This is a genomic window from Streptomyces sp. NBC_00775 (assembly GCF_036347135.1).
GTDB classification, from domain to species: domain Bacteria; phylum Actinomycetota; class Actinomycetes; order Streptomycetales; family Streptomycetaceae; genus Streptomyces; species Streptomyces lutosisoli.
The window spans coordinates 6857680-6873289 of sequence record NZ_CP108938.1; the positions used below are offsets into that span (position 1 = coordinate 6857680).

Annotated in this window: 12 protein-coding genes; 7 read left to right on the forward strand and 5 right to left on the reverse strand. The window is 71.3% G+C overall.

From position 1 onward, the window contains the following. Window positions 1-5 precede the first annotated feature (5 nt). Genes OIC96_RS30585 through OIC96_RS30595 form a run of 3 tightly spaced genes read right to left on the reverse strand, consistent with a single transcriptional unit; the run spans window position 6 to window position 4631 of the window. A complete protein-coding gene (locus tag OIC96_RS30585) occupies window positions 6-962 on the reverse strand; it encodes a hydroxymethylglutaryl-CoA lyase (protein ID WP_330304767.1) in 957 nt (318 codons plus the stop codon). Next, the gene (locus OIC96_RS30590) at window positions 959-3001 is read right to left on the reverse strand and encodes an acetyl/propionyl/methylcrotonyl-CoA carboxylase subunit alpha (RefSeq protein ID WP_330304766.1); all 2043 of its coding nucleotides are present in this window, start codon (window positions 2999-3001) and stop codon (window positions 959-961) included. Before OIC96_RS30590 ends, OIC96_RS30585 begins: the two co-directional genes overlap by 4 nt. A gap of 13 nt (window positions 3002-3014) precedes the next feature. Next, window positions 3015-4631, reverse strand: coding sequence for a carboxyl transferase domain-containing protein (locus OIC96_RS30595; RefSeq protein ID WP_330304765.1), 1617 nt, complete (start codon window positions 4629-4631; stop codon window positions 3015-3017). A gap of 86 nt (window positions 4632-4717) precedes the next feature. Here OIC96_RS30595 and OIC96_RS30600 point away from each other — a divergent pair, with 86 nt between their 5' ends. From OIC96_RS30600 to OIC96_RS30615, 4 genes are all read left to right on the forward strand, one after another. Further along, window positions 4718-5308 carry an SACE_7040 family transcriptional regulator gene (locus OIC96_RS30600; RefSeq protein WP_327428907.1) on the forward strand — a complete coding sequence of 197 codons (591 nt, stop codon included), beginning with the start codon at window positions 4718-4720 and terminating at the stop codon, window positions 5306-5308. Between the two features lie 102 nt (window positions 5309-5410). Continuing rightward, entirely contained in the window at window positions 5411-6568 is a 1158-nt protein-coding gene (locus OIC96_RS30605; protein WP_327428906.1) for an acyl-CoA dehydrogenase family protein, read from the forward strand. A 34-nt stretch (window positions 6569-6602) separates the two neighbouring features. Then, on the forward strand, window positions 6603-7475 hold the full coding sequence (gene tesB, locus OIC96_RS30610) for an acyl-CoA thioesterase II (protein WP_327428905.1): 873 nt from the start codon (window positions 6603-6605) through the stop codon (window positions 7473-7475). Between the two features lie 9 nt (window positions 7476-7484). Then, entirely contained in the window at window positions 7485-8456 is a 972-nt protein-coding gene (locus OIC96_RS30615; RefSeq protein WP_330304764.1) for a cation diffusion facilitator family transporter, read from the forward strand. Between the two features lie 374 nt (window positions 8457-8830). Here the strand turns inward: OIC96_RS30615 and OIC96_RS30620 are convergent, their stop codons facing one another. Together OIC96_RS30620 and OIC96_RS30625 are read right to left on the reverse strand one after the other, a co-directional pair. After that, a complete protein-coding gene (locus OIC96_RS30620) occupies window positions 8831-9619 on the reverse strand; it encodes a phosphatase (protein WP_330304763.1) in 789 nt (262 codons plus the stop codon). Between the two features lie 110 nt (window positions 9620-9729). Beyond that, window positions 9730-11214 carry a PucR family transcriptional regulator gene (locus OIC96_RS30625; RefSeq protein WP_330304762.1) on the reverse strand — a complete coding sequence of 495 codons (1485 nt, stop codon included), beginning with the start codon at window positions 11212-11214 and terminating at the stop codon, window positions 9730-9732. Window positions 11215-11400: 186 nt separating this feature from the next. Between OIC96_RS30625 and OIC96_RS30630 the strand changes: the two genes are divergently transcribed. From OIC96_RS30630 to OIC96_RS30640, 3 genes are read left to right on the forward strand one after another with little or no spacing between them, the layout of a single operon-like run. Next, window positions 11401-12864, forward strand: a complete 1464-nt coding sequence (locus OIC96_RS30630; RefSeq protein WP_330304761.1) for a sodium:solute symporter — start codon at window positions 11401-11403, stop codon at window positions 12862-12864. 51 nt (window positions 12865-12915) lie between these two features. Next, entirely contained in the window at window positions 12916-13884 is a 969-nt protein-coding gene (gene speB / locus OIC96_RS30635) for an agmatinase (protein WP_330304760.1), read from the forward strand. Then, on the forward strand, window positions 13881-15566 hold the full coding sequence (locus OIC96_RS30640; protein WP_330304759.1) for a thiamine pyrophosphate-binding protein: 1686 nt from the start codon (window positions 13881-13883) through the stop codon (window positions 15564-15566). Before speB ends, OIC96_RS30640 begins: the two co-directional genes overlap by 4 nt. Window positions 15567-15610 lie beyond the last annotated feature (44 nt).

Genomic DNA, 15610 nt, shown 5'->3' on the forward strand with positions numbered 1-15610 from the left:
GCGGATCACTCCTGGTGGGGCTGTGTTGGTTTACCGAGCGCTTTGACGGTGCGGGACGGGCTGGGTCGGCCCAGTTGTCCGGCCATCCACACGCTGGTGGCGGTGAGGCGGCCGAGGTCTACCCCGGTGTCGATACCGAGGCCCTGGAGCATCCATACGAGGTCTTCGGTGGCGAGATTGCCGGTCGCGGACTTCGCGTACGGGCAGCCGCCGAGGCCGCCCGCCGAGGCGTCGACCGTGGTCACGCCGTGCTGGAGCGCGGCCAGGGTGTTGGCGAGCGCCTGGCCGTACGTGTCGTGGAAGTGCACGCCCAGCGCGCTGGTCGGCACGCCCTCCTCATTGAGCTCGGCGAGCAGGCTCTGGACGTGGCCGGGCGTCGCGACGCCGATGGTGTCGCCGAGGCTCAGCTCGTCGCAGCCCATGTCCATCAGGGACTTGCAGACGCGGACGACCTGGTGGATCGGGACCGCGCCCTCCCAGGGGTCGCCGAAGCACATCGAGATGTACGCGCGCACGTGGAGCCTGTCCGCGCGCGCCTTCTCGACCACCGGCTCGAACATGGCGAGCGACTCGTCGACCGTCCTGTTCAGGTTGGCCTTCGCGAAGGATTCGGTGGCGCTGGCGAAGACGGCGATGTGCCGCGCGCCGAGCGTGAGGGCCCGGTCCAGCCCGCGCTCGTTCGGCACGAGGACCGGGAGATGGACTCCCGGCAGGTCGCTCACGAGCGGGAACAGCTGCTCGGCGTCCGCGAGTTGGGGCACCCACTTCGGGTGGACGAAGCTGGTGGCCTCGATGGTGGTCAGGCCCGCGTCGGCGAGGCGCCGGATGAACTCCGCCTTGACCTCGGTGGGCACGGTCGCCTTCTCGTTCTGCAAACCGTCGCGCGCGCCGACCTCGTAGATCCGCACCCGCGCGGGGAGATCCTGGGCCGGTACGACCATGGGCAGCCCTTGAACGGTCATTCCGCCTCCTCGTGCGGTGCGATGACGGCCAGCACCTGGTCCATGGCGACCGTCGTGCCCGGGGCGACGTCCAGCTCGCTGACGGTCCCGGCGTGCGGCGCGGAGATGACGTGCTCCATCTTCATCGCCTCGACGACCAACAGGCTCTGACCGGCGGTCACTTCGTCACCCACAGCGACCTTCACGACGGTCACCGTGCCGGGCATGGGGGCGGTGAGCGAGTCGGCGCCGGAATGGGCGGCGCCGGTGAGGGAGGCGGCCACGGGGTCGTGGTCGCGCACATGCCAGGCGTCGCCGTCGCGGCCCAGCCAGGTGCCCGACGGCAGGGCGGCGAAGGTGTGGGTGACACCGTCGAGCCGGAAGGCGAACCGTGATGCGGTCGCCCCTCCCCGGAGCGGGGTGAGGGGCACGGCCCCCCGGAGGGGCGGCTTCTCGTCGTCGAGCAGCAGCTCGACGCCGCCGTCCGCCGTGCCGCGCACGCGCACGGTCACGGGGTCGTGGCCCGGCACCTGAAGGTGGTGCGCCGTCCACGCCGGTGCGCCGCCCAGGCGCCAGCCGCTGGGCACGGAGAAGGGGTCCACCCACTCGGGGGTCCCGGGGCGAAGCCCCTGGGACGTGGCGGGGGAGAGAGCCTCGTGCCGCAGCAGCGCCGCCGCCGCGTACACCTCCTCGGGCACCTCACCCGAGACCAGCCCCTCGGCCTCCCGCTCCACCAGCCCCGTGTCCAACTCGCCCGCCACCACCGCCGGATGGGCCAGCAGCCGCCGCAGGAACCCCGCGTTCGTCTGCACCCCCAGGGTGACCGTCTCGGCGAGGGCAGCCCGGAGTTTGCGCAGCGCGGTCGCGCGGTCGGGGCCGTACGCGATGACCTTGGAGAGCATCGGGTCGTAGAGCGAACCGACCTCCGTGCCCTCGCTCAGCCCGGAGTCGGTGCGTACTCCGTCGCCCTGCGGCTCGTCCAGCGCGAGCACCGTGCCGCCGGAGGGGAGGAACCCGCGCGCGGGGTCCTCGGCGCAGACGCGCGCCTCCACCGCGTGTCCCGTGAGCGTGATGTCCTTCTGCTCGTACGGCAGTCGCTCGCCCGCCGCGACCCGGAGCTGCCACTCCACCAGGTCCAGTCCCGTGATCAGCTCGGTGACCGGGTGCTCCACCTGGAGGCGGGTGTTCATCTCCATGAAGTAGTACGACGACGGGTCGCGGCCCGGCACGATGAACTCCACCGTGCCCGCGCCCGCGTAGCCGCAGGAGCGGGCCGCCTGGACCGCCGCCTCGCCCATCGCGGCGCGCGTCCCGGGGTCCAGGAGCACGCTCGGCGCTTCCTCGATGATCTTCTGGTGGCGGCGCTGGAGGGAGCACTCGCGCTCGCCGAGGTGCACGACATTGCCGTGGCCGTCCGCGAGGACCTGGATCTCGATGTGCCGGGGGCGGTCGACCCAGCGCTCTACGAGGAGGGTGTCGTCGCCGAAGGAGGCGCGGGCCTCGCGGCGGGCGGCGGCGATCTCCTCGGCCAGCTTCTCCGTGTCCCGCACCAGACGCATGCCCTTGCCGCCGCCGCCCGCACTGGGCTTCAGCAGCACCGGCATGCCGATCTCCCGGGCGGCGTCGGCCAGTTGGGTGTCCGTGAGCCCGCTGCCGGACGAGCCGGGCACGACCGGGACCCCGGCCGCCTTCACGGTCTCCTTGGCGCGGATCTTGTCGCCCATGAGGTCGATGGCGGAGGCGGGCGGACCGATGAAAGTGAGCCCGGCCTCGGCGCACGCGCGCGCGAAGGCGGCGTTCTCCGCGAGGAAGCCGTAGCCCGGGTGCACGGCCTGCGCGCCCGTCCGCGCCGCCGCCTCCAGGAGCCGCTCCACCGACAGATAGCTCTCGGCCGCCGGTGCCGGACCGATCCGTACCGCCGTGTCCGCCTCGCGCACATGCCGGGCGTCGGCGTCGGCGTCGGAGAAGACGGCCACGGAGCGCACGCCGAGGGTCCGCAGCGTACGGATGACCCGGACCGCGATCTCGCCCCGGTTGGCCACAAGAACGGTGTCGAACATGGTCAGAGGTCCCTCACATCCGGAAGACGCCGAACTGGGGGTCACCCAGGGGCGCGTTGGCGCAGGCGGTCAAGGCGAGGCCCAGGACCTGCCGGGTCTCCATCGGGTCGATCACACCGTCGTCCCAGAGCCGGGCCGTCGCGTAGTAGGCGTTCCCCTGGCGCTCGTACTGCTGGCGGATCGGGGCCTTGAAGTCCTCTTCCGCCTCGGCCGGCCAGGACTCGCCGCGCCCCTCCAGCTGGTCGCGCTTGACGGTCGCGAGGACCGACGCGGCCTGCTCGCCGCCCATCACGGAGATCTTGGCGTTGGGCCACATCCACAGGAAGCGCGGCGAGTACGCCCGGCCGCACATCGAGTAGTTGCCCGCGCCGTACGAGCCGCCGATCACCACCGTCAGCTTGGGCACGCGTGTGCAGGCGACGGCCGTGACCATCTTGGCGCCGTGTTTGGCGATGCCCCCGGCCTCGTACTGCCTGCCCACCATGAACCCGGAGATGTTCTGCAGGAACACCAGCGGGATGCCGCGCTGGTCGCACAGCTCGATGAAGTGGGCGCCCTTCTGGGCGGATTCGGAGAACAGGATGCCGTTGTTGGCGACGATCCCGACCGGGTGCCCGTGGATCCGGGCGAAGCCGGTGACCAGGGTCTGCCCGAACTCCGCCTTGAACTCGGCGAAACGCGAACCGTCGGCCACGCGCGCGATGACCTCGCGTACGTCATAGGGGGTGCGGGAGTCGACCGGCACCGCCCCGTACAGCCCGTACGGGTCCACCTTGGGCTCGACGGAAGGCTCCACGGCCCAGGGCAGCGGCCCGCGCGCGGGGAGCGTGGCGGCGATGTTCCGTACGATCCGCAGCGCGTGCGCGTCGTCCTCCGCCAGGTGGTCGGTGACGCCCGACACGCGCGCGTGGACCTCGCCTCCGCCCAGCTCCTCCGCCGTGACGACCTCGCCGGTGGCGGCCTTCACCAGGGGAGGGCCGCCGAGGAAGATCGTGCCCTGATTGCGCACGATCACGGCCTCGTCGCTCATCGCCGGGACGTACGCGCCGCCGGCCGTGCAGGAGCCGAGGACGGCGGCGATCTGCGGGATACCCGCCCCCGACATCCGCGCCTGGTTGTAGAAGATCCGCCCGAAGTGCTCGCGGTCGGGGAAGACCTCGTCCTGCATGGGCAGGAAGGCGCCCCCGGAGTCGACGAGATAGACACAGGGGAGGCGGTTTTCGAGCGCCACCTCTTGTGCCCGCAGATGCTTCTTCACCGTCATCGGGTAGTACGTGCCGCCCTTGACGGTGGCGTCATTGGCGACGATCACGCACTCGCGCCCGCTGACCCTGCCGATCCCGGCGATGACGCCCGCCGCCGGGGCCTGCCCTTCGTACATCCCGTCGGCGGCGAGGGGAGCCAGCTCCAGGAAGGGCGAGCCGGGGTCGAGGAGGGTGTCCACGCGGTCGCGGGGCAGCAGCTTCCCGCGCGCGGTGTGCCGGGCGCGGGCCTTCTCACCGCCGCCGAGCCGGGCCGCCGCCAGCTTCTGGCGCAGCTCCTCGCCCAGCGCGCGATGTGCCGCCTCGTTGGCCCGCCAGGCCTCCGACGCGGGGTCTGCCGCGCTCGTCAGCTCCGGTGCCTCGTGCATCCTGCGGTCCCCTCATCTTGTTAATGAGCGTTAACGCGTTTCCTTCAGGTTAACGACCGCTAACCTCCCTGTCTAGAATTGCTTCCATGGCCACGAGAACCGACGCCCCCACCCGCCGCGAGCAGATCCTCAAGGAGGCCGCGCGGCTCTTCGCCGAGCGCGGCTTCCATGGCGTCGGTGTGGATGAGATAGGAGCGGCCGTCGGCATCAGCGGCCCCGGCCTCTACCGGCACTTCGCCGGCAAGGACGCGATGCTCGCGGAGCTGCTGGTGGGGATCAGCGGGCAGCTGCTCACGGGGGGCAAGCGCCGTGTGGCGGAGACCGACGGGAACCCCGAGGCGCTCCTGGACTCGCTCATCGAGGGCCACATCGACTTCGCGCTCGACGACCGCCCCCTGATCACCCTGCACGACCGCGAGCTGGACCGCCTCCGGGACAGCGACCGCAAGCTCGTACGGCAGCTCCAGCGGCAGTACGTCGAGCTGTGGGTGGAGGTCGTGCGCGAGGTCTATCCGGGGCTGACGGAGCCCACCGCGCGCTCCGCCGTGCACTCCGTCTTCGGTCTGCTGAACTCCACGCCGCACCTGGGCCGCCCCGGCGCGCTGCCGGGCCGGGCGGGCACCGCCGCGCTGCTGCACCGGATGGCTCGTGGGGCCTTCGAGGCGGCGCGGGCGTGACGAGCGTCTCGGGGTGGTTGCTCTGGACTACCGTCGTGACTGCCCGGTAACCTGATGTCTGAGCAAGCGCTTAGACAGATATCCCAGGTGGAGGTGGCGGCGGTGCGCCGTACTGTGTTCAACGAGGACCACGAGGCGTTCCGGGAGACCCTCCGGGCCTTCATCGAGGCCGAGGTCGTTCCCGTCTACGACGAGTGGTTCGCCGCGGGCCAGGCGCCGCGCGACTTCTACTACAAGCTCGCCGAGCTCGGCATCTTCGGCATCCGTGTCGACGAGGAGTTCGGCGGCGCCGGCATCGACTCGTACAAGTTCGAAGCCGTGATGTACGAGGAGACGGCCCGCGCGGGCGTCCAGTTCGGCGGCTCCGGTGTGCACGTGCTGCTCGGCCTGCCGTACATCAAGATGCTCGCCACCGACGAGCAGAAGAAGCGCTTCCTGCCGAAGTTCGTCTCCGGCGAGGAGATGTGGGCCCTCGCGATGACCGAGCCGGGCACCGGCTCCGACCTCGCGGGCATGAAGACCACCGCGAAGCTCTCCGAGGACGGCACGCACTACGTCCTCAACGGCTCCAAGACCTTCATCACGGGCGGCGTGCACGCCGACAAGGTCATCGTCTGCGCCCGCACCTCCGCCCCGACGGCCGAGGACCGCCGCTTCGGCATCTCCCTCTTCGCCGTGGACACCAAGTCCGAGGGCTACTCCATCGGCCGCAAGCTGGACAAGCTCGGCCTGAAGACCTCCGACACCGCCGAGCTCGCGTTCGTCGACGTCAAGGTGCCCGTCGAGGACCTCCTCGGCGAGGAGAACAAGGGCTTCTACTACCTCGGCCACAACCTCGCCTCCGAGCGCTGGGGCATAGCCTTCGGCGCCTACGCCCAGGCCAAGGCCGCGGTCCGGTTCGCCAAGGAGTACGTGCAGGAGCGCACCGTCTTCGGCAAGGCCGTCGCCTCCTTCCAGAACACCAAGTTCGAGCTGGCCGCCTGCCAGGCCGAGGTGGACGCGGCCGAGGCCGTCGTCGACCGCGCCCTGGAGGCCCTCGACGCGGGCGAGCTGACCCCCGCCGAGGCCGCCAGCGCCAAGCTGTTCTGCACCGAGGTCGCGCACCGCGTCATCGACCGCTGCCTCCAGCTGCACGGCGGCTACGGCTTCATGAACGAGTACCCGATCGCCCGCCTGTACGCGGACAACCGCGTCAACCGCATCTACGGCGGTACCAGCGAGATCATGAAGTCGATCATCGCCAAGGACATGGGCCTGTAAGGTCCGCGAAAAAAGTTCACGGTACAACTGACCTATGAGTCAGGCACTTCAGTCACTGCTCGATCTGCTCGACCTGGAGCGGATCGAGCAGGACATCTTCCGCGGCCAGTCCCGCTCCGCCGTCGTCCCCCGCGTCTTCGGCGGACAGGTGGCGGCGCAGGCACTAGTCGCCGCGGGGCGCACCGTCCCCGAGGACCGTCTCGCCCACTCCCTGCACGCGTACTTCCTGCGTGCGGGGGATCCCGGCGCGCCCATCGTGTACTCCGTGGACCGCATCCGCGACGGCCGCTCCTTCACCACGCGCCGGGTGGTCGCGGTCCAGCACGGACAGCCGATCTTCCACCTCTCCGCGTCCTTCCAGGCGTACGAGGAGGGCATGGAGCACCAGGCTGAGATGCCGCCCGCGCCCGACCCGGAGACGCTGCCCACGGCCGCCGAACTGCTGCCGCTGTACGCCGACGTCATCTCCGACCCGCTCGTCGTGGAACGCCTTCTGGAGGCCCGCGAGTCCGTTGACCTGCGCTACGTCGACGCGCCGCCGTACGGCACGGTCGGCGAGGTCCGCGAGCCGCGCTCCCAGGTGTGGTTCCGCACGAACGGCAAGCTGGCGGACGACCCGCTCCTGCACGTCGTTCTCGCGACGTACGTCTCCGACATGACGCTCCTCGACTCCATCCTGCTCGCGCACGGACGCGGCGGCTGGGTGACCGGCGACGTCGTCGGGGCCTCCCTCGACCACGCGATGTGGTTCCACCGCCCGTTCCGCGCCGACGAATGGCTGCTGTACGACCAGGAGTCGCCCTCGGCCTCGGGCGGCCGGGGTCTCGGCCAGGCCCGCATCTACACGCAGGACGGCCGGCTGGCCATCTCGGTCATACAGGAGGGCGTGGTCCGCGTTCCTCGGTAAAACTGAGGCATGGTCGAAGCAGCACGGGAACCCGGCGGCGGCGAGAGCACCTTCACGGTGATCGTCGCCGCCTTCGCCAATCTGGGGATCGCGGTGGCGAAGGCGGTCGCGGGCGTCATCAGCGGATCGAGCGCGATGCTCTCCGAGGCCGCGCACTCGGTGGCCGACACGGTCACCGAGGTCCTGCTGCTCACCGCGCTGAAGCGCAGCGAGAAACCGGCGGACGAGGACCATCCGCTGGGCTACGGCCCGGAGCGCTACATCTGGGCGCTGCTCGCGGCGGTGGCGACCTTCGTCGGCGGCGCGGTGTTCTCGATCTACGACGGCATCCACACCCTCGTCGCGGGCGAGGAACTGGGCGACCCGCTGATCTCCTACATCGTGCTCGCGGTCGCGTTCGTCCTGGAGGGCTACTCCCTGCGGACCGGCGTCCGCCAGGCACGCGGCGAGGCGGCGCGCCTCGGGGCACCCTTCAAGCGCTACCTCCGCCATACGCCGGACACCGCCGTGAAGGCCGTCGTCATGGAGGACTCGGCCGCGCTGGTCGGCCTGCTGTTCGCCGCGGGCGGCCTGCTGGGCGGCCAGCTCACCGGCTCCGGCGTCTGGGACGGCATCGCGTCGCTGTGTATCGGCGCACTCCTGCTGTACGTCGCCTGGGTGCTGGGCCGCTCCAACGCGGAGCTGTTGATCGGGCGGCCGCTGCCCCAGCCGATGCGGGCGCGGATCCGGGAGGAACTGCTGGCCCTGGAGCACGTGGAGGCCGTACTGGAGCTGACGACCCTGGTCCAGGGGCCGCGCGAGGCCCTGGTCGCGGCCAAGATCGACTTCCGTGACGCATCGACCGCCGCGCAGATCGAGTGGGCCTGCGAGCAGGCCGAGCAGCGCCTGCGGGAGGTGTTTCCCGGGGTGAGCCGGGTGTATCTGGATCCGACGCCGGGTTACTCCCAGCGCCGGGAGGAGGGGCTCAATCCCTGGCCGTGAGTGGTCCGGCTGTGGGGGGACGGGATCTGTCACGGTTTCTCGCCCCCGCCGCCCCTACCCGTCCCATCCCCCAGGGGCTCCGCCCCTTCGACCCCGTTGGGTTGTGTGTCGGGTGCGGGTGGGTGGGGGCTGGTGCAAAAGATTGCGCAGTTCCCCGCGCCCCTAAAAGACAAAAGCACCCGGGGCGGGCGGGGGATCGCGGGGCGAAGCCCCGCGCCTTCAGGGGCGCGGGGAACTGCGCGAGCAACCCCCACCGGCCCGCAGACGACTGTCTCTTCAGGGGCGCGGGGAACTGCGCAATCTTTTAGGGGGGTCTGGGGGCGCAGCCCCCAGGAACGGATGGGACGGGTAGGGGCGGCGGGGGCGAGAAACGGCTACGCCAGCCCCGCCGTGGACAGCAGGTAAGCCGTCATCGGGTCATAGAACCGCGGACTCTTCACGTGGTCGTCCAGAGGAATCGTCACCTGGAGCGTGCCCTCGGCCTCCGCGAGGAACAGGGCGGGGTCGTTGCAGTCGGCGTACCCGATGGAGTCGAGGCCGAGCTGACCGGCGAAGCCGGCCCAGCCGTGGTCGGCGACGACCAGGTCGGGCAGCGGACGCCCCTCACGCTCAAGGCCGGTGAGAATCGCGCGCATCGGCTCACCCGAGTGGGTGTGCCACAACGTCGCACCGTGCTCAAGCACCGCGACATCGGCGAACTGGAAAACGTACCCTTCGTCCGTCTGCAGCCCGTCCGGGATGACGACGATCTCGCAACCGGCGGCACGCAAGGCGGCGGCGGTGGCCCGATGCACATCGAGCAGCCCACCGGGGTGCCCGGTGGCGAACAGCACCCGCTGCTCCCCGTCGGCGGCCTTGCGCAGCCGCCCCGCCGCCCGCTCCAGCGCGTCCACCGTCAGATCAGGGTCGATGGTGTCCTGCCCGTACCGGTACTCCGGGTCGTCGCTCACCCCGCACCGCTCCGCCATCACCGCGAGCACGTCCTGCTCGTCCGTCCAACGGTCACCGAGCTCCAGGCCGAGCCAGTAGTTGCGGTCGCCGTTCGCGAGCTTGCGGTAGTGGGAGAGGTTGTTCTCGCGGGGCGTGGCGACATCGCCCGCGATACGCGTCAGTACAAGGTGGTCGACAAGCTCGGCGCGGCTGGGAGTCCCGGGTATCGGCATGCCTCCCATTGTGCCGGTGCGCTCCGCCGGTCGGGCGGCAGTCCTGAACCGTGGGATGCGGGTCACTCGGGGGTACGGGACTGTCGCGGCCGATCCGTACAACGGGCCCCTCACCCCTCCCGCAGCGCGAACCACAACTCCATCCGCACATCCGGATCGTCGAGGTCCGACCCCAGCAACACCCCGCACCGCGCGATCCGTTGCCGCACCGTATTGCGGTGGACCGACAGTGCCACCGCCGTGCGGTCCCAACTGCCGTGCAGGGAGAGCCAGGTGCGGAGGGTCTCGGTGAGGGCCGGGGTCGTGGAGATCGGGGCGAGGAGGGTGCGGGCGTGGGCCTCGGCGTCGGCCGGGGGGACGAGGTCCGCGAGGGCGGGGCGCTCGCCGTGGCGGACGAGGGGTGCCCGGGTCGCGCGGGCGCGGGCCAGGGCGCGGGCCGCCTGGGTGTCGGCGGCCGCCCACTCGTGCGGGGCGACGGGCGCGCTGACCCCGCAGGTCCAGCCCGCCTGTGCGGTGGGCTCGCGGTCGCAGGGGACGAGGACGCGTACGACGTCGCCGCCCGCGTCGACCAGCGCGGAGCCCAGTGCCGCCCCCAGCGCGGACGCGGTGACGGCGTCCGGCGCGGGGCCGTCCCCGGCGGGGCGGGCGTGTACGACGACCCATCGCTCCCCGCCGAGGAGGGGCGCCACATCCTCCGGCGCGGCCCCGAGCAGCAGCCGCACCAGCGCCGCCGACCGCGCCGCCCCGCTGCCGCTCTGGTGCTCCCCGGTGAGGAGGGACAGGAGTACGGCGGCGACGGAGGCGATGGTGTGGTCACCCGGGTCACGGCGCGGCGCCCCGACGCCGAGCACGAAGCCCTGCCCGGCGCCGAGCGCGTAGGCGGCGAGGTGGACGCCGCCGACGGTGTCCGTCGCCGACGAGGGAACGGCTCCCTTCCCCTCCCCGGGCCGCACGACAGCGGCCAGCTCGGCGAGCGCCTCCACGGTGGACGCGTCCGCCACCCTCCCCGCCCCCGCCAGCTCCACCCCGTCCGGCCCGTACAGCACCGCCCAGCCCGCCACCCGCTGGGCCAGCTGCCGCAGCACCGCCGGTACGGGATCCGGGCGCGCCGCGGCCGCCGCCAGGCTCTGCTGGGCCTCCGTCACGCGGCGCAGCTCCGCCAGGCGGGCCTGGGCCATCAGCTGCCAGACCGCGCGGGCCACGCCCGAGAACGTCGTCTGGGGCGGGACCTCCAGGAGCGGGAGCCCGTACGCGTCGCAGGCCGCGACCAGCGCCCGCGGAACCGTGTCGTGGACCGGGGCCAGACCGAAGCCGAGGGCCGCGCCGCCGGCCGTCACGATCCGGGATACGTAGTCGTCGAAGTACGTGCCCGAGCCCGCCGCCTCGGGGATGTGGACCCCGGCGGTCAGCAGCAGCTCGCCGCCCAGCAGATACGGGTACGGGTCCGCCATCTCCGACGTGTGCGCCCAGTGGATCACCGTGTCCGGGTCGGAGGGGCCCGCGATCTGCTGCAGGGCCAGGTCCTCGCGGGCCAGCAGTGCCGAGAGTGGGACGGGCGGGGTCGGTGGTACTGCTGGTGCGGATGTGTCCGGCATGGTGGACGTTCCCTCCATCCCGCTCGGCTCGAATGGATGAAACGTACACTTCGCAGTCGCTTTCCGGCCACTTAGTGTCAGTCCCGACCGGCAGCCGCGGGTACGGGCGGATGTCCCCGCGATCAGTTGCCGGCTCGTCCCCACACCACCTGCACGACACGCCACCGAGCGCGCGGAGGAGCCCCCATGGCCGTCGACTACACAGTGATCGTCGTCTATCTGGCCGGCATGCTGGCCATGGGCTGGTGGGGCATGCGCCGCGCCAAGTCCAAGAGCGAGTTCCTCGTCGCGGGGCGGCGCCTCGGGCCCGCGATGTACTCCGGCACCATGGCCGCCATCGTCCTCGGCGGCGCGTCCACCATCGGCGGCGTCGGGCTCGGCTACCAGTACGGGCTCTCCGGCGCCTGGATGGTGTTCACCATCGGCCTCGGGCTCCTCGCCCTCTCCGTCTTCTTCTCCGCCCGCATCGCCCGCCTGAAGGTCTACACCGTCTCCGAGATGCTGGACCTCCGCTACGGCGGCCGGGCCGGTGTCATCTCCGGTGTCGTCATGTGGGCGTACACCCTGATGCTGGCGGTCACCTCGACCATCGCGTACGCCACGATCTTCGACGTCCTCTTCGACATGAACCGGACGCTCGCGATCGTCCTCGGCGGCTCGATCGTCGTCGCGTACTCGACGCTCGGCGGCATGTGGTCGATCACCCTCACCGACATGGTGCAGTTCGTCGTCAAGACCGTCGGTGTGCTGCTGCTCCTGCTCCCCATAGCCGTCATCAAGGCCGGCGGGTTCAGTGAGATGAAGGCCAAGCTGCCCACCGAGTACTTCGACCCGCTGGGCATCGGCGGCGAGACGATCTTCACCTATGTGCTGATCTACACGTTCGGCATGCTCATCGGGCAGGACATCTGGCAGCGCGTGTTCACCGCGCGCAGCGACAAGACCGCCAAGTGGGGCGGCACCGTCGCGGGCACCTACTGCCTGGTGTACGCCCTCGCCGGCGCCGTCATCGGTACGGCGGCCAAGGTCCTCTACCCGAAGCTGCCCAGCGCCGACACCGCCTTCGCGACCATCGTCAAGGACGAACTCCCGGTCGGCGTACGGGGACTGGTGCTCGCCGCGGCGCTCGCGGCCGTCATGTCCACCTCCTCCGGCGCCCTCATCGCCTGCGCCACCGTCGCCAACAACGACATCTGGTCGAAGCTGCGCGGAGTGATGAAGCGCGACGGTGAGGAGCACGACGAGGTCAAGGGCAACCGTGTCTTCATCCTGATCATGGGTGTCGCGGTGATCTGTACGGCGGTCGCGCTCAACAACGTCGTCGAGGCGCTGACCGTCGCGTACAACCTGCTCGTCGGCGGACTGCTCGTGCCGATCCTCGGCGGACTGCTGTGGAAGCGCGGCACCGCGCAGGGCGCGCTCGCCTCCGTCGTCGTCGGCGGCCTCGCGGTCATCGGCCTCATGGTCACGCAGGGCATCCTCGCGAACGAGCCCGTCTACTACGGCCTGCTGTCCTCGCTGGCCGCGTACGTCGTCGTCTCGCTGGCCACGCCCGCGACCGACGCGGCCGTGCTGGCCGCCTGGCGCGAGCGGCTCGCGGGCCGGGTCGCCGCCGAACCCCTGTCCGAGCCGGCCCCGGCGCACCAGTAGAGTCGTATCAGATGTACATACGCGACGAAGCGTAAGAAAGAAGGCTATTCCATGAGCAGCAACGAGACGCCCCGCGGCCCTGTCGACTCGTCCCGCATCCCGCGGTACGCGGGCCCCGCGACCTTCGCCCGGCTGCCGCGCCTCGACGAGGTCGGCACCGCCGACGTCGCCGTGGTCGGTGTGCCGTTCGACTCCGGCGTCTCGTACCGGCCGGGCGCCCGCTTCGGCGGCAACGCGATCCGCGAGGCGTCCCGGCTGCTGCGCCCCTACAACCCGGCGCAGGACGCCTCCCCCTTCGCCCTCGCGCAGGTCGCGGATGCCGGTGACATCGCGGCGAACCCGTTCAACATCAACGAGGCCGTGGAGACGGTGGAGGCGGCGGCCGACGAGCTGCTCGGCACGGGTGCCCGCCTGATGACGCTGGGCGGCGACCACACCATCGCGCTCCCGCTGCTCCGCTCCGTCGCCAAGAAGCACGGCCCGGTCGCGCTGCTCCACTTCGACGCGCACCTCGACACCTGGGACACGTACTTCGGCGCCGAGTACACGCACGGCACCCCGTTCCGCCGCGCCGTCGAGGAGGGCATCCTCGACACCTCCGCGCTCTCCCACGTCGGCACCCGCGGCCCGCTGTACGGCAAGCAGGACCTCACCGACGACGAGAAGATGGGCTTCGGCATCGTCACCTCGGCGGACATCTACCGCCGCGGAGCCGACGAGGTCGCCGACCAGCTGCGCCAGCGCATCGGCGACCGCCCGCTCTACATCTCCATCGACATCGACTGCCTCGACCCGGCGCACGCCCCCGGCACCGGTACGCCGGAGGCGGGCGGCATGACCTCGCGCGAACTCCTGGAGATCCTGCGGGGCCTGTCATCCTGCAACCTGGTCTCCGCGGACGTCGTCGAGGTCGCCCCCGCGTACGACCACGCCGAGATCACCGCCGTCGCCGCGTCCCACACGGCGTACGAACTGACCACGATCATGTCCCGCCAGATTGCAGAGGCTCGCGCGAAGTGACTCACGACCACGACCTGGTTCTCCGCCCGTCGGCCGCACAGACGGAGGCCGCGCTCAACCCGCCCCCCGGCCGCAACGGCGGAGACCTGGTCGTGGAGACCCTCTCCGGTCTCGGCGCGACGACCGTCTTCGGCCTGCCCGGCCAGCACGCGCTGGGCATGTTCGACGCCCTGCGTCGGTCCTCGCTCCAGTACGTCGGCCTGCGCGTCGAGAACAACGCCGGGTTCGCGGCGGACGCGTACGGCCGGATCACGGGTGAGGCGGCCCCGCTGCTGCTGTCGACGGGCCCGGGCGCGCTGACCTCGCTCGCCGCGCTCCAGGAGGCGGCGGCCGCCTCCGCCCCCGTCCTCGCGATCAGCAGCCAGATCCCGACGGCGGGACTGGGCGGCGGCAGGCACGGCTATCTGCACGAACTCCCCGACCAGGCAGCCTCGTTCAGGGGCGTGGTGAAGTCGGTTCACACGGTCCGTACGCAGTCGCAGATCCCGTCGGCGATCGCGGCGGCCTGGGAGTCGGCGCTGACGGCCCCGCACGGCCCGGTGTGGGTGGAGATCCCGCAGGACGTCCTCCTCGCAGAGACCCACCTGCCGATGGTGACGGCGATGGACGCGACCCCCGAGGACGTCGTCCCGCGCCCCGAACTCACGGCGCTGGCAGCCCACTTGCTGTCGTCCGCCGCCCGCCCCGCGATCATCGCCGGCGGCGGTGTCGTACGAGCGGACGCGTCCGGCAAGCTGAAGTCGCTGGCGGAGAAGCTTCAGGCTCCCGTCGTCACCACCTTCGGCGGCAAGGGTGCCTTCCCCTGGGAGCACCCGCTCTCCCTCCAGTCCTGGCTGGAGGACCGCCACACCACGGACTTCCTGGAGGACGCCGACGTACTCCTGGTCGTCGGCTCGGGCCTCGGTGAACTCTCCTCGAACTACCACACGTTCAAGCCCCGCGGCCGGGTCGTCCAGATCGAGGCCGACCTCGGAAAACTGGAGTCGAACCACCCGGCGCTGGGCATCCACGCGGACGCCCGACTCGCCCTCCAGGCACTCCTGGAGACGGTCGAGGAGCGCCCGGACCCGACGGCCGAGGACCGCGTACGCACCGTCCTGACAAAGGTCGGCGAGCGCATCGCCTCCCAGGAGCTCACCCTGGAACAGGACGTGCTGGCATCCGTCCGCCGGGCCCTCCCGTCCGACTCGCCGTCCTTCTGGGACATGACGATCCTGGCGTACTGGGCGTGGTCGGCCTTCGACCCGCGCGGGACGAACACCATGCACTCCGCCCAGGGCGCGGGCGGCCTCGGCTACGGCTTCCCGGCGGCGCTGGGCGCGGCGGCCGCCGACCCCTCCCGTCCGGTCCTCGCGGTCTCCGGTGACGGCGGCGCGTTGTATTCCATCGCGGAGCTGGCGACGGCCAGGCAGTACGACCTGAATGTCACCTGGCTGATCGTCGACGACGGCGGCTACGGAATCCTCCGTGAGTACATGGAGGACGCCTTCGGGCAGGCGACGGCGACCGAACTCTCCCGCCCCGACTACGTCGCCCTGGCGGAGTCCTTCGGGGTGCCAGGAGTCCGTACGAGCCCCGAGACCCTGGAGGAGGACCTGGCCAAGGCCCTGTCCGCCCCCGGCCCCTCGGTCGTCGTACTCCCGGCGGTGCTGCGGATGTTCGCGCCGACACACCTGGGCTGACCACAGCGGACGACGGTGAACTCCCCCCGATCCAGAGGGAGTTC